Here is a 22129-nt window from a genome sequence, read left to right as displayed (position 1 = left end):
CCGGAATCCAATAAAAGGTTGACAACAGTATGTGGGTTCTATATACTGAGACTGCGGTTGTAAAGCCGTAGTGAAGCGTATTAACCAGATTCAGGAAGGAGGATAACCATTATGAAGAACTTTGTAGCAATACTAAACACAATGAAATATAACCGAGAGTGGATTATCCTCAGAAATGATCAGGTAAAATAGATAGCATAGAATGTATTATATCATGCTGTAATTACAGCGTCTTTGTTTCTTTTATACCATACTGGATAATCCGGCATCTCATTTAAGAGGTGTCTTTTTTGTACCCTTTTTCAGAAAAGACACAAGCAAAGAGAAAGGACTATAGATTACGAAAACAGTGAATGGTATCTGTACCTCTGCAAAGATTTTTACGGATTCAATCGAAGATTATGCACTAGCTCAGATTAAGATGCTATGTGATAACGAAGCGTTTCGGGGAAGTAAGATCAGGATTATGCCTGACGTCCATCCGGGCAAGGTTGGAACCATAGGATTTACGGCTACTGTAGAAAAGAGAGTATTGCCGAATGTGGTCGGAATTGATATTGGATGCGGGGTTACAATAGCTCAATTAAAGCAGAAGAAAATTGAATATCAGAAACTTGATGCAGTGATCCGGGAGCGCATTCCATCAGGATATGCGATCCGAAAGAAGGCGCACCGCTTCAAAGACCGGATTGATCTTGGAGAGCTTTATTGCTGCAGGCATATAAATGAAAGCAAAGCTGATATGAGCCTCGGCACTTTAGGAGGAGGAAATCATTTTATAGAAATAGACCAGAACGATCAGGGAGTTCTTTATGTGGTGATCCATTCGGGAAGCAGACATCTTGGGAAAGATGTAACAGAATACTATCTCCGCGAGGGGCAGAGACATCTTATAGAAAATGACATCCGTATCCCTTATGAACTTACATGGCTAGAGGGCGAGCTTAAAACAAGATATCTTCATGATATCAGAATTGTTCAGGAATATGCCGCTGTGAACAGGAAAGCAATATTGGATGAATTAGTAAAAGGAATGAAATGGAAAATAGCAGTACAATATTCATCAATGCATAATTACATTGCAGCTACAGCCAATGGTCTTATCTTAAGGAAAGGGGCGGTATCAGCTCTGAAAGATGAACCTGTAATTATTCCGATCAATATGAAGGATGGTGTGATCATAGGAAGTGGCAAGGGAAATGATGACTGGAATTATTCTGCTCCTCATGGAGCAGGAAGGATATTGAAGAGAGAGGAAGTAAAACAAAAATATACAGTATCAGCATTCAGATCAGTAATGAAAGGCATTTACAGCTCAAATATCAATAAGAAGACTCTGGATGAAGCTCCCTTTGCTTACAGAAGCCTCGAGGAGATCAAAGATTTGATCGGGGACAGCGTAGAAATCAAAACGGTTCTTAAACCTGTCTATAATTATAAGGCAGGAAGTGAATGAAAAGAGGAGAGTAACAGATATGGCAAAGTATAGAGAAGTACCATGCAAATATTATATTGCTCTTGGTCAGTGTACCAAAGGAAGGGCAGCCGTCCATAAGACATACTGCCAGCACTGTGATAAATATGATCCGAGGGCAAAGATACGGTCAGTCAATAAAAAGAAGAAATATAATCAGATGATTAAGATGAAAGAAAGAGATTAAGGATGAACCGGACTGGATTTATGAGTCCGGTTCTTTTAAAGAATATAGATTATATATAGATAGTGTGTTGAGGTTACTGGAGACGACTCCTCTGAGCAACATATTCAACAAGCGCAGGCTTGGCAATCTTCCAGTCCTTGCCTTCTTTAAATGCTTTCAGTTCGCCTGACCTGACGATTTTATAGACCTGTGTAGTTCCTACTTTTAATATGTCTGCTACATCTTGAATGGTCAAAATATCTTCGTAAGATTCAAACATTTTAATTCCTCCTGTCTTTGCTGAAAATAAAGGTTAATATTATAGCGTTCAGCTATAGCTGGCATCTGCATAAGATATTGCATTAAATGATCTGCATCTAAAGCAGGGTGGTCAGAGATGTAACTTGAGGTGGAAACAATATAATGAAAATGTGAATGCCTGTTTCCGGTAGTTTTATTCTCTGTATGGTATGAATAAGCAACAGGATATTGGTAGCTGAAAAGGCTTGCTATAGCATCAGCAAAATAGAAATATTCATTATAGGTAGAAGAAAACTTGATTGGAAAATTTATTGTGAAATGCCAGATTTGCTGCGGTATGGTCTGGTTCTGACTTTCACGTATCAGTTTGAAGCAAGCAATGAGTTTATCTATTTGCGGCGGATGACCTATGTATGGAACACCTAGAAAATGTAATGGTTTAGGCTTACGGTCAGGATGTCTCTCAGTGGGATTTGTGAAGATATAATTAAGTACATTTTCAATTACATTATGATTAGTAAAATCTCCTGTATTCGGAAATTTAATTCCAACGTCCATCATAGTTGTTTAACTCCTTTATAAGATTTTCACGGGATGCTTTAGGCATAGAAATGTGCTGGATCAGATTATATGTTTTCTGTCTGATAAGTTCAGTTCTTATAGAAGAGCAAAGATCACGTTGTTTTTTAAACAGAATATCCCGTATTACATTTGAGACGGTATCTGAATGCTCCTCAGCAGTTTTACGAATAGAATCTAATTCAGTTTTTGTTAAGCGGATCTTAACAGATTCAGTTTTGTTTTCATGGTTCTTCATTGATACAATTCCTCCTTATTGGTTTTTAGTAGATTTATTTATTTGTTTATATGTAGAGTAAAAATATAATTAAAATACTATCTATCTCTGTATACATAATACATATTAATAGTACTTATAGTTAATATATGTAATATTAGTATACTTTATATATACTTGTATATATGTCTAATACTACAGATATATAAAGTATTATATTTACGGTATTTAGCAGGCAACCAGAATGCTTGTAATACTGAATTACGAGTCCTGAAACCATGTAAAATGGCATTATTGGAAAGAAAGCGTAATTTTTGTACCACAAAATCTGATTGCCTCGGCAACAACATTTAATTCTTTGTTAGTTGATTTTAGTTTTTAATCTGATTTATAGATTTTTATTATCGGATAAATGTATATAGCGCTATAGTTCAAGTGGTAAGGCTGCAGGGTCTTACTACTAATTTTTTATGAAGTAGAGGTGATAAATTATGTGGAGTAAAACGAGAAAGGCTATGTATGATAGAATGACGCCAAAGTTGAGAGGAAGAGTTATATATGATTTTGAGTACTGCAGGCCCAAATACAGGACAGAACCTCCGGCGACATCCAAATGTCATTGTGTATTTTGCTCTTATAACAGATTTTTTAAAATTGTGATTGATAAGAAAGAAGAAATTATGATTGCCAACAGTGACGTTTACTATAAAAGCGAATTTTATCCTACGGAGGAAGAAAAAAGACAAAAAGGATTATTCGAGATTGCTGATGTGACGCTTGCCATGCATTTATATCTGAATGTATGGCCGATTAAGAAATGTTTATCATGGGATAATCCGTTGGTATATCTGTTTGCATTATTTGACCGACGAATAGGCAAGAGAACGGTGAAGAAGATTTATGAAGATAGATTCAGTAAGCCGGAATGGATTCAGAAATTTATCTGCTTAAGAGCAGAGGCTGAAAGAATCGGGAAAGGGGATGACTGATTATGAGATATTCAGCGGAAGAGTTGTATTATGAGCAAATAACAATACGGGGATATAAGGCACTCTTTACCAACGAGAGGATAAAACGGGATACAGTACCGGATGGATGGTATCTGTATGAGGTAAGGCATGATGATGAGTGTCAGGGCATCCCCTGTGAGATAGCTAAAGGAATTCTGGTAAATTTCTGGGGCTCTTTATTGATGCATGATAAATTACCAGAAGTAGAAAAAGAGGGATTTCTATGTATCAGTGAGGAAGAGTGGATTGACGATATACCAGAGGAATATTTGCAAAGCGAATATTTGGAGAAGGGAGGGGCGGAACATATGTAAGTTCCGTAACAAACGTATGTATACCAAAATTCAGGCAATCTATGACAGTTATATTCAGGAGATGAAAGGAAATGATAATGCAAGCAGAAAGGTACAGGAGAAGATTCAGGATGTGCTCAGAGAAAAGAAGCAGGAGCTTGATTGGCAGAAATTTGAGCAGTACAGGGATCAGATATATGAAATATCATCTATAGCAGAAAAAGCCGGGTTTATCAATGGCTTTAGATATGCAGTACAACTGATGAGCGAATGCTATTCAGAGTCTCATAGAGCTATTGGAGAGCCTTGATGATTTTGAGAATCTGCTTCTGAGTTTCAGGAGTACATAAATGTACTTCATGTAGTATTTCTGTTTCAAGCACGGAGGTCGGATGTTCATATTCTTCAAATAGGACATAATCAACTGTAGTGTCAAGTGCATTGCATACGTGGACTAATGTAGGGAGAGAAATTTTAACTCGGTTGTTTTCGATATTGCTGATATGGCTTACATTAACGTCAGCCATATTAGCAATATATTCTTGGGTAAGATTCTTTGAGATTCGTAATTCTTTTAATTTTCGACCAATGCGCGCAAAATCGATGTTTTTCATCACTTAATCAACTCCCTATAGAAAATATATTGTCCTGATTGTAATATTTATATAGCTGGAGTATAATTATCTATAGCTATAAAAAATATACTTATAAATCAAAAGGAGAAAGTTAAATGAGGTGTCCTAAATGTGCCAGTGAAAAAGTTCATATTGTAGAAACAACTAATACAACACAGTCGTCAGGATATAGTTGTGGGAAAGGATGCTGTGGTGCTCTTTTATTCGGAAATATTTTAGGTGCGTTATGTGGGATAGGAGGAAAAACAAAAACAAATACAGAACATATTTCTTATTGGTTATGTGATAGCTGTGGTGCAAAATTTCAGCACGGCATGACAGAGCAAATGTTTGAGTTCAAGAATCGTATGGATAATTATCACGATCCTTTGAAATTTGTAAAATTGGATGATTCGACCGAGCAATTATATAAAATTCGTATTTCGTTGAATCATTTTAAAACGTTCCCAGATATATGGGAATGCATATCATTTGATGGAAAAGTTGGCTCGTTAGAAATGATAAAAATTCTTGGTATCCTAATGTTTAAAGGAAAGATACCAGATATAGTATGCTGCATGGTTGCGAAGAAAAGTAGTACTAAGAAAAAGATAAGCGACATTTTTAGTTCTACAGACTCTGGCATAACTATATCAGATAACCTGAATCAAGAACCTGATTATGGTTGGGATCTTAGTCTTTATAGTGGAATAGTAATGTTGAAAACAGAATTTTTATATTATGATGGAAATCAAACGTTCCATTGGTATTATGAAGATATTGATAGTATTCAAGTAACTGAAAAAGATATTATTATTTATAATCCAGAATCATCACAGAGGGTATCATTTAAAAACTTTATAGAAGCAACTAGAATAAAAGGAGATGCAATGCGTGCATTTGTGAGGTTTTTGCAAGGAACTTTAACGGATAATGCTGTGTATTCGTCGTCAGGAACACAGGAAGTTAATAATACGATTGGGAAGAACAATAAAGCATCACTTATGCATAGTGGCAATTTATATGTTTTTACAGAAAGTTCTTCACTGCTTGAGAATCGCTCCACATTATTGGAGATTAATACGAACGGTCAATATTATAGTTTCCCTCTTCATGATCGTGAGACAGTATTTCATATAGACTCAGATGAGAGGTATCTGTATTTCAGAAGTCAGGACAGATTAAGCAAAATCAGTTGGGAAAATATAAAAAATAGAGTGGCAGAATTTGAAGATATCATATCACAAGAAAAAATAGAAGATTTCACAATAGTTGATGATTGGCTGTATTATATTATGAATAAACATATGTGGAGGAAAAATTTGGAGCGCGATATAACGGAAGAAGTTATTTCTGATATAGAATGCAAAGCACCCATGATTAAAGGAGACAATAAACTTTATTTTATCAATGCAAGTGAACGGAAAAAGCTGTATCGTTTAGACTTACAAAATCAAAAAATTGAAAGGGTAATGGATGAGGAAAAAATAGGGAATTATACGATTTGCAGAAATAGAGTCTTCTACCAAAAAGGGATGATGGATTTGGATTTTAAGATGTTTGATATAGAAACGAATGAAAAAAGAATACTTGAGGAAATGGTAACTGGGTTTAACTCAACTGAGGATAAATTGTATTATCATAAAGACAATTTTATCGTTCAGTATACAGTCTCAAATGAAAATAGAAAGCCGATCGCATTGCCAAAAGATATATCTATAGCAGGAGATTTTGAAGTTGCTGGAGACTTGATATGTTGTAAAGCGCGTGGAAGCATATCTCTGAATTATGTAATTAATGTTGTGACGGGGGACGGTCAGGAGCTCTAAAATGAAACTATGGAAAAAATTAATGAAATTTGGTCATTTCTTGGGATGCCATCAAATGCCAGAACGGAGCTTTTTTATAAATGGCTATCAGTTTCCAGTTTGTGCCAGATGTACAGGTGTTTATATAGGTGCCTTATTTGCAGTTGTTTTATTCTTTGTTTTTAGACCGAATATTTTATTATGTATAATTTTTTGTATAGTGATGCTTCTAGATTGGTTCTTACAGCATAAAATGATACTTTCTTCAACAAATTGTAGAAGATTGATTACTGGAAGTTTGGCAGGGTATGGGTTGCTAAGTATAGAATTACAGATAATAGCTTTTCTTTTTGAAAAATAAGATAAAAATTGGAGGGAAACTTATGAAAAAGAAAATAGTGAGTTTATTAGTGGTGACAGTTATGGTGTTATCCTTGGTTGCTTGCGGTAGTGAAAAACATGATAATTCATCTTCTGAAGAAACAAAAGTTACTGAAGAAAAATCTGATGAAAAGATAGGCGAAGACTTCCATGCGGATGTAGAAGCAGGATTGCTCTGGATTAATAAACAGGGAAGGGTGACAGATAAAGACGGAAATATAATTGATGCATATAGTTATATTACAGCGAATGATAGAAAAACATTAATATCTGATGGAGATATAATGGCCGGATATACCATGACTGATGATATGCAGATTATAATTGATGAAGAATATATCTCAATGACAGAAGAAGATTCTGTCGGTGATACAGACTACTCTTACACGCTGCTAAGTATAGCAGATCCGTCTGTTAAAGGCAGGCAGATGACTGTATCAGAAGAAAAACAAGCCGGTGGTGGGAGCAATATATACACCCGTATAGTTGATGACAGAAGTGAGTACCATTCTGATATTATATATGGGAATTGGTGGGTGGACCATCAGATAAATGGTACACCTATTGCATACTATGTGCCTGAAAACTTGCATGGTAAACTTGCACGCAGTGGTCTTTCTACATATGCAGGATATGAAAGTAATCCTTCGGTAACATTGGACGATTTTAAATTAATAGATCAGGATACGTGTACAGTTGACTCCATTAAAAGATCAGATCCTGATGACTTTGGAACATATGCATTTTACTTAGAGAATTGTCAAAAGCAGACTGATGAAAGCGGAAATATGTATTTTACTGGATATATTGATGCTGACTATGTGGCAGTATACGGTGGATTTGATAACATACTGAATGGGGATAATGTGTTCATGTATGCTGATTATGTGGGGTTAAGCACCAATGATGTACCAATTTTTGTGGGAGCTTATGCGGAATTTGTTGAAGAATATAATGTTGATGCGGATGCTTCTTCAGAAGAAATAGAAAATACAGATAATTCAGTAAATGTTGAAAAGTTACCCGGACCAGAGTATAAAGAGGTTACTGTGGAAGAATTATATGAAGACCGAACAAGCTACAGTGGGCAGTATGTTGAGGTGACGGGAACGATTGGCGCTCAGGAAGGTGAGGATTATTATCTGTTTCCTGTAGGTGAATATGAGCCCGCTATTCCTATGAAATTAGAGGAAGGAGTTTCGGCTCCTGATATTCTTACAGATGCTAAAATACAAGGATATTGGACATCGACCCTCGGGCCGGACACGTATATGTTCCTCTTTGTTAAAAGTATAGAGGAGATAGAATAATACAAAGAAATTTTTGAAATTACACTTATATATTATAATAATGATAACACTACCTGCGGGCAGAACTCATTACGGGTTCTGTCCTATTTTTATGCCGAAAGGGGGATGCCAATGGATAAGATCATCATAGCTCTTCTCGGAGCCGCTGCAGTGATCGTCCAGCAGATTTTCAGAGACGACGATTAAATAACCTGATAACAGCAATTTACAAACAATTATGAATTAAAAAATCAAAGGAGGACTTTATTATGTCAGCAAATGTAGAATCAATGTTTTATGTAAGAGAAACCCCGTGGCACGGACTGGGAACAAAGGTTATGACAGCTCCGGATTCAAGAGAGGCTCTGATCGCGGCAGGGTTAAACTGGAACGTGATTCAGGAACCGATTTATACGACAGAAAATGAGCCGATCAAAGGTTATAAAGCAAATGTCCGTGATTCAGACCGCAAGGTGCTGGGAGTCGTTACAGACCGCTATAAGGTTGTCCAGAATCACGAAGCCTTTTCATTTACGGATGAACTTCTTGGTCAGGGTGTCAGATATGAAACAGCCGGAAGTCTTCAGGACGGTAAGAAAGTATGGTTACTGGCACATATGCCCCATGAATATATCATCTCTGGTGAACGGATAAGCCCGTATCTCCTGTTTTCCAATACCCATGATGGATCAGGAGCGATCAAAGTAGCCCTGACGCCTATCCGTGTCGTATGTAATAATACTTTGAATCTGGCGCTCAGAACAGCTGAACGGACATGGTCTATGATCCACACAGGGGATATTAAAAGCAAAATGAAAGAAGCGAGCGACACGCTTTTTAAAGCAGAGCGGTATATGGATGAACTTGGAAAAGAGTTTGAACAGCTCAGGATGCACAAGCTCACCGATCAGGAGGTCATGGATTATATCGAAATCCTGCTTCCGGTTGAGGACGGATCAACGCCACAGCAGATCAGGAACATGAAGCGTCTGCAGGAAGATATGAAGAGCAGGTATTTTGATGCTCCCGATCTGAAAGATACCGGAAAGAACGCTTACAGGTTTATTAATGCAGTATCAGACTTTGCTACCCATGCAAAGCCGTTGAGACAGACTGCGAAATATAAAGAAAACCTGTTTTCTAAAACTGTAGAGGGCAATCCGCTGATTGACAGAGCATATCAGCTTGTAAGCATGGCTGCATAGGAGGTGCACAGGATATAAAGAAACTTATTTCGACTCTGAATCTTGATAAAGAAAGCTGGCTTCGTTACAGGAAACAGGGGATTGGAGGCTCTGATGCAGGTGCAGTATGCGGGCTAAATCCATACCGTACCGCTATGCAGGTCTATTATGATAAAACTTCTGATGCAATCAAGGATATTGATAATGAAGCAATGAGACAGGGACGGGAACTTGAAGAATATGTTGCAAGACGTTTCTGTGAGGCTACTGGGAAAAAGGTCAGGCGTGCAAATGCTATATATTATAATGGAAAGAATCCATTTATGCTCGCTGATATTGACCGGATGATTGTCGGAGAGAATGCCGGACTGGAATGTAAGACTGCCAGTCCGCTTATGGCTGATTATTGGAAAGACGGGAAAATTCCGGTTACCTATCAGATCCAGTGTTATCACTATATGGCTGTATGTGATGCGGATGCTTGGTACATTGCTGTTCTGATCTATGGAAAAGAATTCAAATATTACAGGATTGACCGAGATGATGATATAATCGCAAACCTGATACAGATTGAAAAAGAATTTTGGGATAATCATATAATTCCAAGGATAATGCCTGATCCTGACGGCTCAAAAACGGCGGATGCAGCAATTGCAGAACGCTTTAAAGAATCAAAGAGCATTACCATACCATTATCAGGTTTTGATGAACGGCTGAAACGCAGACAGGAACTTTCTGTCTTATTAGATAAAATAGAAACAGAAAAACGGCAGATTGATCAGGAGTTGAAATTGTATCTTGGTGACGCGGAAATAGCTGAAAATGAGCATTACAGGATATCATGGAAAAATTACAGCCGGAGCAGTATAGATGAAAAGCGTCTGAAAGCAGAACAGCCGGAGATCTATGAAAAATATCGGAGGGAAACTACAAGCCGGAGATTTACAGTGAAAGCAGCATAGGAGAGGATAAAACACAATGAAGTTTAGTGTCATAAAGCTATGTATTATTTTAGTGATGGTGCTCATATTTCTGATACTTTTCAAAGAACAGCTTATTGAATTGGTTTCAGAGATTGTACATGGGATATGAAATATATGGATAAGGCGGCAGGATTTTCCGGTCCTGTCGCTTTTGAGGTCAGGGAAATGAAATACAGAGAAAAGTTGTTATATTGGATTCTTAAAATCTTATTGAAGGAGGACTAGGAAAATGGCAGCGAGAGCTACAAATAGTGTAAAAGAAGAACTTGCAAAGAAAGCGGAAACAAAGGCAGTAGGAGAAAAGAAACTGACAAGATCTATGAGTATTGCAGATCTGATAAAAGCAATGGCTCCGGAGATCAAGAAAGCTCTGCCAGAAGTTATTACACCGGAACGGTTTACCCGGATGGCTTTGTCGGCATTAAATACAACGCCTAAATTACAGGAGTGTACACAAATGAGTTTCCTTGCGGCGCTGATGAATGCCGCTCAGTTGGGATTAGAGCCGAATACACCGCTCGGACAGGCATATCTGATCCCGTTTAATAATAAAGGAACTATGGAGTGTCAGTTCCAGATCGGATATAAAGGGCTGATCGACTTGGGATACCGCAATCCTCAAATGCAGATCATTTCTGCACAGGCAGTCTATGAGAATGACGAATTTGAATATGAACTTGGTCTGAATCCGAAACTGGAGCACAGACCTGCATTGCATGACCGTGGGGAGCTGAGACTTTTCTACGGTCTTTTTAAACTTGTCAACGGTGGATTTGGGTTTGAGGTTATGAGCAAAGAGGCTGTGGACGCATACGCGAAGGAATACTCTAAATCGTTTGATTCTTCATTCAGTCCATGGAAAACAAATTATGAAGCAATGGCGAAGAAAACCGTGATCAAACAGGCCCTTAAATATGCTCCTATCAAGGCGGATTTCAGGAAAGCATTATCTACAGATGAAACGATCAAGAACGAGATCGCGGAAGATATGTCGGAAATCCACGGCGAAGATATTTTTGATGCGGAATATACGGAGCAGACAGCATAATCAATAAGAAACGGAGAAGATAAAAATGTTAAGTTATGATGAATTTAAAATGGAATTATTAAAAAGAGTACGTGAAAAAGCAGGCAGGGATGTGACAGTGGAGATTGTCGCAATCCAGAAAAATAACAGGGCTGAAAAGGATGCGATCGCATTTTCAGACAAAGAAAATAATCTGCAGCCGCTAATCTATCTGGACAGCATTTACAGCCAGTATCGCGCCGGAGCGGAATTGTCTGTCTGTGTTGGCTTTGCTGTGGAAGTCTATCGTTCTGCCATGGAAATTGATATAGATATGGCATATAAAGAATGGAAAGATGTCCGTGGGAAAATTGAGATGACGGTAATCAATAAAGCATGGAATGCAGATGCTATGTCAGGAATACCGCACAAAGATTTCCTTGACTTAGTCCTGTACTGCAGGATTATCATTGATAAAAATGAGAACGGAGTTGCCAGTACGATTGTCCAGAACCATATGCTCAAAGAGTGGGGGATCAGTGAAGAAGCTTTGTGGGAGACAGCTTTTTCCAATCTGAAAACGGAAGAATTTGACATAAAAGACTTGAATGAAGTCCTCAGATTTATATTTCCCAAGGGAGACTTAACCGGACTGCCGGATAAGAATAAGTTTGAGTCTGCACTGTATGTTCTTACAAATAAATATCAGAACAGGGGTGCGATCGGAATACTCAGGATAGACTTATTGGATAAGTTCGCTGATTGGAGCGGGTGCGATCTTTACATACTGCCCAGTTCGATCCATGAAGTGTTGCTTTTAAGAGATGATGAAATACCTGTGGACGAGTTGAGAAGAATGGTCCGGTCTGTAAACCGAGGTGTGGTAGATGAAATGGACCGGCTTTCGGATGAAGTGTATCATTATCAGAGGGGAAGCGGAAAAGTGGAGATTGCGGCGTGATAGATGTGAAATGTTGACAGTTAAAAACTGTCAGCATTCACAAATAAAATGGTGTATTTACTTGCATAGAATATGAATATTGTTTTGGGTATGCAGAAAGCTTTCCGCTATGTACATACTTGAGAGTAAAGGCGGAATACTGTATAATTTTGAATAGAAATACTATACCTTTTGGAGGGATACGTTTGGAAAAGCTATATCAAAAATTACCGTTTGATTTATCTGGTGCAAGATCTAAAAATAGGTTTAGAAATGAAGTTTTGTGGGGACTGGGGAAAATTTATGAGGTCTACAAAACAGGAAAGAATTTTTGTATGGTTTTTGATTATGTGTGCGATTTAGAATTGCATATGGAATCTGCATTAGAATTTTACCAAATAAAGACATATAGTGGGGGAGGCCCATATACAATTGGCAAAATTGCAAAGACAGATAAGACAGGAAAATCTATTTTAGGCAAGGTATATATATTAAAAAATATAGCCAACGAACAGGGGGGAGAGATAAAAACAAAAGTGGCTATAGTTGTAAATACCCCTTTGAGAGGCATGGATAAAAAAATTTATAGCTCGGTGGGGGAATTAGAACTTGTTAAATTAGATGAAAAAAGCAGAAAATATATTTCTGATAATATAAAAAAAGAATTAGAAATAGATAATGATATAGCATTAAATGATACGTACTATATTTATACATCAATGGATTTATTTAATCCGCAGAACAGTTTGATAGGACAAACGGTAAACTTTTTTGTTGAATTAACTGGAAAAGAGCCTATAAAGGTTACTGCGCTATATCGTTTATTGACAGATACAATAACCCTAAAATCGAATTATGAATTGGAATGTAAAGATTATCAAGAGGTAATTGACAAGAAAGGAATTACTCGTGCGGAGTTTGATAATATGATACAAAAGTATATTGATATCTCAGATGTAGCAGTCGCACGAGCTAAAACTATAATTGACAATACATACAGTTTGTTTAGCGATCAGGTGAAGATAAAAAACGCTTTAACCCAAATTGTACAGGATTTGACATTCAATAAGTGTTTGCAAAAAACACAAGGGCAAATAGCTCAGTATATCTCAGAACACCTAGATGAATTCAATAAAACAATTGCTGAGAATGTTTCGTTTATGGTAAAAAAATTTGCGGATTCATTTGACATTGAATATTCGATATATGATAAGCAAGCATTGTGCATTTTAATATTGGCTAAATTCCAGGAGGGATTATTATGAAACAATTGATAATAAATAAGCTTTATATATTTTCCGTCAAAGAGAAAAGATCCTATAGTATTCCTTTTTTTAGGGGAAGAAATATTATTACATCAAGTGGTATAGATGGTACAAAACGGGGAAAGTCTGTAATATTAAAAAGCATTTATCATACATTAGGGGCGGATTGTTACTATGAAGATAAATGGAATATTAACGACAAAATCTTTATAATGGATTTTTCTGTCGAAAATGAAAATTATTATATTTTTAGAAATCAAGGTCTTTTTAAAATTTATGAGAAGACCCCTTTTAAGGAGATTTTTCGAACTATAAGTAGGCATGAATTGGCTAGTTATTTAAAAGGGATTTTTGATTTCGCAGTTGAATTACCCAATAGAGACGGAAATTTGGAAATAGCACCACCTGCTTATAATTATATCTTGAATTATTTGGACCAAGATAAGATGGATGGTACTAATTTTACATCATTTAAAAGTTTATCACAATATGCAGATTATAAAGATAAAGTATTATATTATCATTTTAATGTCTATAATAAAGAGTATTATACTATAGTAAAGCAAATTGAAGATTTGAGTATTGAGTGTGAAAAACTTGGTGAAAATGTAACGCTGAATCAAAATATGGTAGTTCGCGTGAATAAAAATATTAATAATAGTGATTATTCCGTTAATATGGATAATTTACAGAGTGAAATTGAGAATACAAAAGAAGAGTATTCGAAAATTGTTAAGAAGTTAAGCAAAACCAAAAAGATTCTTATTCGTCTACGTAATGAAAAAGAAGATTTGATATTACATATGAATGATTTGGATATTTTTACCCGAAATGTAGATGGAGATATCAAGAAAATTGTTAATCATGAGTGTCCATATTGTCATTCTGCGATTGTGGATCAAATGGAGTTGAGGATAGAAAAATATAATACAGTTGAAGATGCTCTGTTTTTAAAAACAGAATTAGAAGCTTCGTTAATTGAAATAGAACGAAAAATCAATAAAGAAGAACTTCGATATAAGGAACATTTAGAAAAATTACAAAAGTATGAAGAAAGACTTAAGATAAATACGAGTGAAGTAGAAGATGTATTGAGATATAAAGGATTTATTGAGATTAGAGAATCTTTAGTGAAAGAATTAGGGGAATTAACATCCGAACTTAATGAAAAAAATAATAATTTGGATGATTTGAAAAAGCAACGGAAAAAATATGATGAAGCAAAAAAGAAAGTGAATAAAAAATATTATGAACTGATGGTAGCTGATAAATTTAGGTTTGGATTAGTTGAAATAGAAGATAAAAAGTTAGAAAACATAAAGTCAACATTTGTAGCAGGAGGAAGCAATAAGCCGATTGCCACTATTATTTGGTATATAAATTTACTCAAATTAAGAAGAGAATTTAACGAGGAAGCAATACAATTTCCGATAGTGTTTGATAGCCCTAGTAATGCTGAAATAGATATGGAAAAGAAGCATGAATTATTAGAATATCTTTTTAAGGTTATGGGTGAAGAAACCCAATTGATTGTTTCAACTTTAGGATTCACAAAAGATGAATTTCCAGATATTAAATTTAGTAATGTAATTGAATTAAACAATGACAAATATAAATTATTGTCTGAAGAAGAATTTGAGCAAGATAAATCTTTTTTATTTCAATTCATGACAGAAGCAGAGTTGTAGAGTCAACAATGCTGCATACAGATTTGTTTTTAGAGGGCACGCATTTGCGTGTCCTCGCACCATTTCAGGTACGATAGTCAAAATGTCTTTTTGTCCAGTCAGGTCAATACCTGGCTGGAATAGATGATGAGATATCCCAGTCCATTTCTTGCGGCAAGAAATTCTCCGATCACTACCCCCACCAGGCAAAGCCCGATATTGACTTTCATATTACTGATGATAGCTGGCACAGAACTGGGAAGCACCACTTTGAAGAGTGCATGCCTGCGTGTGCCATGGAGCGTATATATGAGCTTGATCTTTTCCTGATCCACGGTTGAGAAACTGGTATACAGATTCATGATACTTCCAAAAACAGCGACCGACATGCCGGCCACGATGATTGTTGTCGGTGTTGCTCCCAGCCATACAATGAGAAGAGGAGCCAGAGCCGATTTGGGCAGACTGTTCAATACGACAAGATAGGGCTCCAGTATCTCGGAAAGCTTCCTGCTGCACCACAGCAGAACAGCTGTGAGGATGCTCAAAACAGTGACCAGCAGAAAACTTACGATGGTTTCATACAGAGTAACACCAATGTGGAGAAAGATCGAGCGGTCCAGCACCATTTCCCAGAAGCATACCGCGATACGGGAAGGGCTGCTGAAGATAAAAGAATCGATAATTCCGGTATTGGCGCATACTTCCCAGAGAATAAGGAAAAGGACAAGGATCAGCACCCGCGCGGCCACAACGATCCGGCGATGACGGCGCAGCCGGATAAGAAATCTTTCCTGCGCTGGAGATATTTTATTCATTACTGTTCAACTCCTTCCATATCTTATTAAAATAAGTCTTAAATTCAGGCGCATTCCTGCGGTTTAATGGGGTGTCGTTCTCCAGGGAAAAGGTGACAGGGACAACGCAGGCAATTCGTGCCGGCCGCCTTGTCAGAACAATAACCCGATCGGAAAGGCTCACTGCTTCTGACAGGTCATGGGTGACAAGAAGGGCGGTTTTTCCGGAACGTCGTATGATCTGCCCGATATCATCGCTTACTGTCAGCCTGGTCTGATAATCAAGAGCGGAGAAAGGTTCATCCAGCAGCAGGAGCTCAGGCTCCAGCAGCAGTGTGCGGATCAGCGCGGCTCTCTGACGCATTCCTCCCGACAGTTCAGAAGGCTTTGAGTGGGCAAACTGTTTGAGCCCATATTGTTCAAGGAGATCATCGGCGCGCTGCCTGATCTTGGGGGTGAGCATCTTATTGATCTCTGCCCCGAGCAGAACATTACGCCGGACAGAGCGCCATTCGAACAGGTGATCATGTTGAAGCATGTAACCGATTTTAGAGGAGTTTGTGGTTAGAGGGGCTCCATTTAAAAGGATTTCTCCGCTTTCCGGTTTCATAAGTCCCGCGATGAGGGAGAGGAGCGTAGATTTTCCGCAGCCCGACGGGCCGACGATCGCCGTAAATTCTCCACGGGAAGCGGCAAATGAAATATTGGACAGGGCTTTTGTCTCCCCGTCCAATGTATGGTAGGAATAATTTATATTGTTCAATTCTAATATTTGATCCATAGAGTCACTTCCATCTGATCTGTATCTTATATAGTTAGTTTATGAAAAAAACAGTATGGCGTGAGGAAAACAAAAAGAAAGATCTGGCAGCACAGCCATGCTTGTCAACCAGGGGGAATACGCTGTATAATAGAAAACAAAATGTGTTCTGCCCTAAAAAGCAGAGGCATTGTCAAGGAGAATATGCAGGAGAATTTTTATGAACGTACAGAAAGTCAATTATCAGAAAGAACTGGAAAAACTGATAAAACAGCTGGATGCGGAAGGAAGAGTGCCGACGCTTCTTGTCCACAGCTGCTGTGCTCCTTGCAGCAGTTCTGTGCTGGAATACTTATCCCAGTATTTTGTGATCACGGTCTTCTATTATAATCCTAATATTTATCCGGAAAGTGAGTATACGAAACGCATCCTGGAGCAGCAGAAACTGATCCGGGAAATGAGCCTGAAATATCCGGTCTCATTTCTTGCGGGCAAGTATGAGAGGGAAAAATTTTACGATATGGCGGCCGGGCTGGAGGATTTGAAAGAAGGCGGTGAAAGGTGCATGAAGTGCTATGAACTGCGTCTTTCTGAGACTGCGCGGCAGGCTGCCGCGGGAGGGTTTGACTATTTTACGACTACGTTGAGTATCAGCCCGATGAAAAACGCGCAGAAATTAAATGAGATCGGGATAAAAACCGGGAAGGAATATGGGGTAGAATATCTGGTCTCTGATTTTAAAAAGAAAAACGGATATAAGCGGTCTATTGAACTGTCAAAGGAATACGGACTCTACCGTCAGGATTACTGTGGATGCGAGTTTTCCCTGAGAGACCGCCGGGATCCGAAGTCAAACAGAATAAAAGAGTAGACATTTCGCGCTTTCGTGTGATAAACTTAGTGGATAAAAATGCAGAGGAGAGGATGAGAAAATGGCGCAGTTATGGGGCGGCCGTTTTACGAAAGAAACGGATAAACTTGTATATAATTTCAACGCTTCTATCTCGTTTGACAAGCGATTCTGGAAACAGGATATCCAGGGCAGCATTGCCCACGTGACGATGCTGGCGAAGCAGGGGATCCTGACAGATGAAGAGAAGAGTCAGATCATAGAAGGCCTTGACAGCATCCTCCGGGATGTTGAGAGCGGGATCCTGGAGATCACGGATGAATATGAGGATATTCACAGTTTTGTTGAGGCGAATCTTATCGACCGGATCGGAGACGCGGGAAAGAAGCTGCATACCGGGCGAAGCCGGAATGATCAGGTGGCGCTGGATATGAAGCTTTATACAAGAGATGAGATCAAAGAATTGGACGGGCTTCTGAAAGAGCTCCTGGAAGTGCTCTTAAAACTGATGAAAGAAAATCTGGAAGTTTACATGCCAGGTTTTACCCATCTGCAGAAGGCACAGCCGGTCACACTGTCCCACCACATGGGCGCTTATTTTGAGATGTTCAAAAGAGACCGGATGAGGATGAAAGACATTTATCAGAGGTTGAATCTCTGCCCCTTGGGATCCGGGGCTCTGGCAGGGACAACGTATCCGCTTGACAGAGAGTATACGGCAGAACTTCTCGGATTTGACGGGCCTACACTGAACAGCATGGATTCTGTATCAGATCGGGATTATCTGATCGAGCTGTTGGCAGCCATGTCTACGGTAATGATGCACTTAAGCAGGTTTTCTGAGGAAGTCATTATCTGGAATTCGAATGAGTACAGGTTTGTGGAGATCGATGATTCCTACAGTACAGGAAGCAGCATCATGCCCCAGAAGAAGAATCCTGACATTGCAGAGCTGGTGCGGGGAAAGACCGGGAGAGTATACGCGGCTCTGACCTCCCTCCTGACGACGATGAAGGGGCTTCCCCTTGCGTATAATAAAGATATGCAGGAGGATAAAGAACTGGTATTTGATGCCATCGATACTACAAAGGGATGTCTGGCACTGTTCACAGGCATGCTTCGGACGATGAAGTTCAATGCGGACCGGATGGAGGAAAGCGCCAGACATGGATTTACCAATGCTACAGACGCGGCGGACTATCTGGTAAATCATGGGGTCCCCTTCCGGGATGCCCACGGGATCGTAGGACGTCTGGTACTGGAGTGTATTGAAAAGAAAATCGCGCTGGATGATCTGAGCCTGGAAGAATTTCAGGCGGTTTCCCCGGTGTTTGAGGAAGATATTTATGACGCGATCAGTATGAAAACCTGTGTAGAGACACGCAACACTATCGGCGCTCCGGGCAGGGAGGCCATGGAAAAGGTGATCGCTTTGGAAGAAGAGTATCTGGCAGCCAAATAAAAGCCGGAAATCTGAAGAAGAAATGACAGTACAGAGAAGGAGAGAAAAAGAATGGATCAGAAATTAAAAGTAGGAATTCTTGGAGCAACTGGGATGGTTGGGCAGAGGTTTATCGCTCTTCTGGAAAATCACCCATGGTTTGAGGTAGTGACTGTGGCTGCGAGTCCGCGTTCTGCAGGAAAGACATATGAGGAAGCGGTAGGCGGACGCTGGAAAATGGATACCCCTATGCCGGAAGCGGTAAAGAAGCTGGTGGTCCTCAATGTAAATGATGTGGAGCATGTGGCTTCCACTGTAGATTTTGTATTCAGCGCGGTAGATATGAGCAAAGATGAGATCCGGGCCATTGAAGAGGCCTATGCAAAGACGGAGACTCCTGTCGTATCCAACAACAGCGCTCACCGCTGGACCCCGGATGTTCCTATGGTGGTTCCGGAGATCAACTCTGCTCATTTCGACGTGATCCCGGATCAGAGAAAACGACTTGGTACGAGCCGCGGTTTTATTGCCGTGAAACCGAACTGTTCGATCCAGAGTTACGCTCCCTGTCTGGCGGCATGGAAAGAATTCGGACCGAAAGAGCTTGTAGTGACCACATATCAGGCAATTTCAGGCGCGGGAAAGACATTTAAAGACTGGCCGGAGATGGAAGGGAACATTATCCCGTTTATCGGGGGAGAAGAAGAAAAGAGTGAGCAGGAGCCGCTCCGAGTACTGGGAAGAGTGGAGAACGGCGAGATCGTGAAAGCAGAGCTCCCGAAAATCACATGTCAGTGCGTGCGAGTCCCGGTACTGAACGGACATACAGCAGCTGTCTTTATCAATTTTGAGAAGAAACCCACCAAAGAGCAGCTCATTGAGAAACTGGTGAATTTTAAAGGATTTCCGCAGGAAGCGAATCTTCCCAGCGCTCCGAAACAGTTTATCCAGTACCTGGAGGAGGACAACCGGCCGCAGGTGACACTGGATGTGGATTATGAAAACGGCATGGGCGTTTCCATCGGACGGCTGAGAGAAGATACGATATATGATTATAAGTTTATCGGGCTGTCACATAATACAGTCAGAGGAGCGGCAGGCGGTGCGGTCTTGTGCGCGGAGGCGTTGACAGCAAAAGGATATATTGAGAAAAAATAATAGTCTGAATATTCTTTTAAAAGGGGCCGTGTACCTTTTAAAAGGTACACGGCCCCTTTCACAGAATTTTCACAAAAGGAGGTTTACTTATATGGGAATGACAATGACACAGAAAATTCTGGCGGCCCACGCAGGACTTGACTCTGTGGAGGCGGGTCAGCTGATCGAAGCGAAGCTTGACGTGGTGATGGCGAACGACATCACCGGCCCGATGGCTCTTCCGATCATTAAGCAGATGGCTGACAAAGTGTTCGACAAGGACAAGGTGGTTTTTGTGCCGGATCATTTTACTCCAAATAAGGACATTAAATCCGCGGAGAATTCCAAGGCGATCCGGGAATACGCCAGAGAGCAGGGGCTGACCTGGTATTTTGAGCAGGGAAAGTCCGGTGTGGAGCATGCGATCCTTCCCGAAGCGGGGGTAGTCACTGCGGGAGAATGTATTATCGGAGCAGATTCTCACACATGTACGTATGGTGCTCTGGGTGCGTTTTCCACGGGCATGGGTACAACAGATGTGGCCACCGGTATGGCCACGGGCGAGATCTGGTTTAAAGTGCCAAGCGCTATTAAATTCGTACTCACCGGAAAACCGGGAAAATATGTCAGTGGAAAAGATATTATCATTCATATTATCGGCATGATCGGGGTGGACGGCGCGCTGTATAAATCCATGGAATTTACCGGCGACGGTATTGCGAACCTTTCTATGGATGATCGTTTCACTATGGCAAATATGGCCATTGAGGCAGGAGCGAAAAACGGGATATTCCCGGTAGATGAGAAGGCGCTGGCTTACATAAAAGAACATTCAAAGAAACCATATACAATCTATGAGGCAGACGAGGACGCACAGTATGACCAGGTCATTAACATTGATCTGTCAGAGGTCCGTCCGACTGTGGCATTTCCGCATCTGCCGGGGAATGCAAAGACCATCGATGAAGTAGAAGCGATGGAGCCCATCAAGATTGACCAGGTGGTCATCGGGTCGTGTACAAACGGACGGATGGAGGATATGCGGAAAGCCGCGGCCATACTGAAAGGCCGTACCGTACACCCGGATGTGCGGGTCATGGTGGTCCCGGCAACGCAGAAGATCTATAAAGAGTGTATCAAAGAGGGACTCATTGATATCTTTATAGACGCCGGCTGCGCGGTGAATACTCCCAGCTGTGGGCCCTGTATGGGCGGCCATATGGGCGTTATGGCAGCAGGGGAGAAATGTGTATCCACCACCAACCGCAATTTTGTAGGCCGCATGGGTCATGTGGATTCTCTGATCTATCTGGCATCGCCGGAAGTGGCTGCTGCCAGCGCGGTCGCAGGCTGTATTGCCAATCCTGAAAAATTAGTTTCAGACGCAGATGGAGCAGCAGATTCCAGGAAGGCAGGTGAGAGATAAATGAAAGCAAAAGGACATGTTTTTAAATATGGAGACAATGTAGATACAGACGTGATCATTCCGGCAAGATATCTGAATTCTTTTGACGCGGAAGAACTGGCGAGCCATGCGATGGTAGATATTGACCCGGATTTTGTGAAGAAGGTCCGGCCCGGTGATCTGATTGTGGCAAATAAGAATTTCGGCTGTGGTTCATCCAGGGAGCATGCGCCACTGTGCCTTAAGACAGCCGGTGTAAGCTGTATTATCGCGGAGACTTTTGCCAGAATTTTCTACCGCAATGCCATCAATATCGGTCTGCCGATCATCGAATGTCCGGAGGCTGCAAAAGGGATTGAAGCAGGGGATGAAGTAGAAGTAGACTTTGACAGCGGCAAGATCTATAACCATACAAAAGGCACGCAGTTCCAGGGACAGCCATTTCCGGAATTTATGCAGAAACTGATCGCGGCAGGCGGACTGGTGAATTATACAAACAGTAAAAAGAAATAGAAAGTTGAGCAGGGAAAAGGGATGCGGCACAGAAGGAAGACCAAAGGTGACAGGTCCATAGATGGTGCGGCACCCCTTTTTGGATGGAA

25 protein-coding genes are annotated in these 22129 nt (G+C 40.1%); 19 read left to right on the top strand and 6 right to left on the bottom strand.

What is annotated here, in order from left to right:
• Window positions 1–349 precede the first annotated feature (349 nt).
• Window positions 350–1456: an RtcB family protein gene (locus BQ7367_RS14155; protein ID WP_235837605.1), complete on the top strand. Its 1107-nt coding sequence runs from the start codon at window positions 350–352 to the stop codon at window positions 1454–1456.
• A 19-nt stretch (window positions 1457–1475) separates the two neighbouring features.
• The gene (locus BQ7367_RS14150; RefSeq protein WP_072526025.1) at window positions 1476–1661 is read left to right on the top strand and encodes a hypothetical protein; all 186 of its coding nucleotides are present in this window, start codon (window positions 1476–1478) and stop codon (window positions 1659–1661) included.
• Between the two features lie 73 nt (window positions 1662–1734).
• Here the strand turns inward: BQ7367_RS14150 and BQ7367_RS14145 are convergent, their stop codons facing one another.
• Genes BQ7367_RS14145 through BQ7367_RS14135 form a run of 3 tightly spaced genes read right to left on the bottom strand, consistent with a single transcriptional unit; the run spans window position 1735 to window position 2718 of the window.
• A complete protein-coding gene (locus tag BQ7367_RS14145; RefSeq protein WP_072526024.1) occupies window positions 1735–1920 on the bottom strand; it encodes a helix-turn-helix domain-containing protein in 186 nt (61 codons plus the stop codon).
• Complete coding sequence (locus tag BQ7367_RS14140; protein ID WP_072526023.1) at window positions 1893–2462, bottom strand: hypothetical protein; 570 nt, start codon at window positions 2460–2462, stop codon at window positions 1893–1895. Before BQ7367_RS14140 ends, BQ7367_RS14145 begins: the two co-directional genes overlap by 28 nt.
• Window positions 2443–2718, bottom strand: a complete 276-nt coding sequence (locus BQ7367_RS14135) for a hypothetical protein (protein WP_072526022.1) — start codon at window positions 2716–2718, stop codon at window positions 2443–2445. Before BQ7367_RS14135 ends, BQ7367_RS14140 begins: the two co-directional genes overlap by 20 nt.
• 470 nt (window positions 2719–3188) lie before the next feature.
• On the opposite strand from BQ7367_RS14135, the gene BQ7367_RS14130 reads away from it, so the two are divergent.
• From BQ7367_RS14130 to BQ7367_RS14120, 3 genes are all read left to right on the top strand, one after another.
• The gene (locus tag BQ7367_RS14130) at window positions 3189–3686 is read left to right on the top strand and encodes an SF0329 family protein (protein WP_143142995.1); all 498 of its coding nucleotides are present in this window, start codon (window positions 3189–3191) and stop codon (window positions 3684–3686) included.
• 2 nt (window positions 3687–3688) lie between these two features.
• Window positions 3689–4021 carry an LPD28 domain-containing protein gene (locus tag BQ7367_RS14125; protein WP_072526020.1) on the top strand — a complete coding sequence of 111 codons (333 nt, stop codon included), beginning with the start codon at window positions 3689–3691 and terminating at the stop codon, window positions 4019–4021.
• Between the two features lie 61 nt (window positions 4022–4082).
• On the top strand, window positions 4083–4310 hold the full coding sequence (locus BQ7367_RS14120; RefSeq protein WP_143142994.1) for a DUF6809 family protein: 228 nt from the start codon (window positions 4083–4085) through the stop codon (window positions 4308–4310).
• On the opposite strand, the gene BQ7367_RS14115 is transcribed toward BQ7367_RS14120, so the two are convergent.
• Window positions 4294–4614, bottom strand: coding sequence for a helix-turn-helix domain-containing protein (locus BQ7367_RS14115; protein ID WP_072526018.1), 321 nt, complete (start codon window positions 4612–4614; stop codon window positions 4294–4296). The genes BQ7367_RS14120 and BQ7367_RS14115 overlap by 17 nt on opposite strands.
• A 116-nt stretch (window positions 4615–4730) precedes the next feature.
• Between BQ7367_RS14115 and BQ7367_RS14110 the strand changes: the two genes are divergently transcribed.
• The 9 genes from BQ7367_RS14110 to BQ7367_RS14070 all read left to right on the top strand — a co-directional run bounded on the left by BQ7367_RS14110 (window position 4731) and on the right by BQ7367_RS14070 (window position 15158).
• Window positions 4731–6443, top strand: a complete 1713-nt coding sequence (locus BQ7367_RS14110) for a DUF5050 domain-containing protein (RefSeq protein ID WP_072526017.1) — start codon at window positions 4731–4733, stop codon at window positions 6441–6443.
• A gap of 1 nt (window position 6444) precedes the next feature.
• Window positions 6445–6783 carry a DUF2085 domain-containing protein gene (locus tag BQ7367_RS14105; protein WP_072526016.1) on the top strand — a complete coding sequence of 113 codons (339 nt, stop codon included), beginning with the start codon at window positions 6445–6447 and terminating at the stop codon, window positions 6781–6783.
• Window positions 6784–6805: 22 nt separating this feature from the next.
• On the top strand, window positions 6806–8113 hold the full coding sequence (locus BQ7367_RS14100; RefSeq protein WP_072526015.1) for a hypothetical protein: 1308 nt from the start codon (window positions 6806–6808) through the stop codon (window positions 8111–8113).
• A 248-nt stretch (window positions 8114–8361) separates the two neighbouring features.
• Window positions 8362–9297: a DUF932 domain-containing protein gene (locus BQ7367_RS14095; RefSeq protein ID WP_072526014.1), complete on the top strand. Its 936-nt coding sequence runs from the start codon at window positions 8362–8364 to the stop codon at window positions 9295–9297.
• Entirely contained in the window at window positions 9270–10238 is a 969-nt protein-coding gene (locus BQ7367_RS14090) for a YqaJ viral recombinase family nuclease (protein ID WP_442855406.1), read from the top strand. Before BQ7367_RS14095 ends, BQ7367_RS14090 begins: the two co-directional genes overlap by 28 nt.
• Window positions 10239–10488: 250 nt before the next feature.
• Window positions 10489–11307 (top strand): recombinase RecT, encoded by an 819-nt coding sequence (locus tag BQ7367_RS14085; RefSeq protein ID WP_072526012.1) that lies wholly within the window; start codon window positions 10489–10491, stop codon window positions 11305–11307.
• Window positions 11308–11332: 25 nt separating this feature from the next.
• Complete coding sequence (locus tag BQ7367_RS14080; protein ID WP_072526011.1) at window positions 11333–12226, top strand: DUF5688 family protein; 894 nt, start codon at window positions 11333–11335, stop codon at window positions 12224–12226.
• Window positions 12227–12411: 185 nt separating this feature from the next.
• Window positions 12412–13470: a dsDNA nuclease domain-containing protein gene (locus BQ7367_RS14075; RefSeq protein ID WP_072526010.1), complete on the top strand. Its 1059-nt coding sequence runs from the start codon at window positions 12412–12414 to the stop codon at window positions 13468–13470.
• Complete coding sequence (locus BQ7367_RS14070) at window positions 13467–15158, top strand: coiled-coil domain-containing protein (RefSeq protein WP_072526009.1); 1692 nt, start codon at window positions 13467–13469, stop codon at window positions 15156–15158. Before BQ7367_RS14075 ends, BQ7367_RS14070 begins: the two co-directional genes overlap by 4 nt.
• Before the next feature lie 98 nt (window positions 15159–15256).
• Here the strand turns inward: BQ7367_RS14070 and BQ7367_RS14065 are convergent, their stop codons facing one another.
• Both BQ7367_RS14065 and BQ7367_RS14060 read right to left on the bottom strand, forming a co-directional pair.
• The gene (locus BQ7367_RS14065; protein ID WP_083588949.1) at window positions 15257–15955 is read right to left on the bottom strand and encodes an ABC transporter permease; all 699 of its coding nucleotides are present in this window, start codon (window positions 15953–15955) and stop codon (window positions 15257–15259) included.
• Complete coding sequence (locus BQ7367_RS14060; protein WP_072526008.1) at window positions 15948–16715, bottom strand: ABC transporter ATP-binding protein; 768 nt, start codon at window positions 16713–16715, stop codon at window positions 15948–15950. The genes BQ7367_RS14065 and BQ7367_RS14060 overlap by 8 nt, the downstream gene beginning before the upstream one ends.
• Window positions 16716–16914: 199 nt before the next feature.
• On the opposite strand from BQ7367_RS14060, the gene BQ7367_RS14055 reads away from it, so the two are divergent.
• The 5 genes from BQ7367_RS14055 to leuD all read left to right on the top strand — a co-directional run bounded on the left by BQ7367_RS14055 (window position 16915) and on the right by leuD (window position 22040).
• Window positions 16915–17565, top strand: a complete 651-nt coding sequence (locus BQ7367_RS14055) for an epoxyqueuosine reductase QueH (RefSeq protein ID WP_072526007.1) — start codon at window positions 16915–16917, stop codon at window positions 17563–17565.
• 61 nt (window positions 17566–17626) lie between these two features.
• Entirely contained in the window at window positions 17627–19006 is a 1380-nt protein-coding gene (argH, locus tag BQ7367_RS14050) for an argininosuccinate lyase (protein ID WP_072526006.1), read from the top strand.
• A 51-nt stretch (window positions 19007–19057) separates the two neighbouring features.
• Window positions 19058–20143, top strand: coding sequence for an aspartate-semialdehyde dehydrogenase (gene asd / locus BQ7367_RS14045; protein WP_072526005.1), 1086 nt, complete (start codon window positions 19058–19060; stop codon window positions 20141–20143).
• Between the two features lie 91 nt (window positions 20144–20234).
• A complete protein-coding gene (leuC, locus tag BQ7367_RS14040; RefSeq protein WP_072526004.1) occupies window positions 20235–21548 on the top strand; it encodes a 3-isopropylmalate dehydratase large subunit in 1314 nt (437 codons plus the stop codon).
• On the top strand, window positions 21549–22040 hold the full coding sequence (leuD, locus tag BQ7367_RS14035) for a 3-isopropylmalate dehydratase small subunit (protein ID WP_072526003.1): 492 nt from the start codon (window positions 21549–21551) through the stop codon (window positions 22038–22040).
• The last annotated feature ends 89 nt before the right edge of the window (window positions 22041–22129 follow it).

Origin of the sequence: Clostridium sp. Marseille-P3244 (assembly GCF_900120155.1) — a bacterium.
Taxonomy (GTDB): Bacteria; Bacillota; Clostridia; order Lachnospirales; family Lachnospiraceae; genus Mediterraneibacter.
This window is presented reverse-complemented; position numbering and strand designations above follow the sequence as displayed.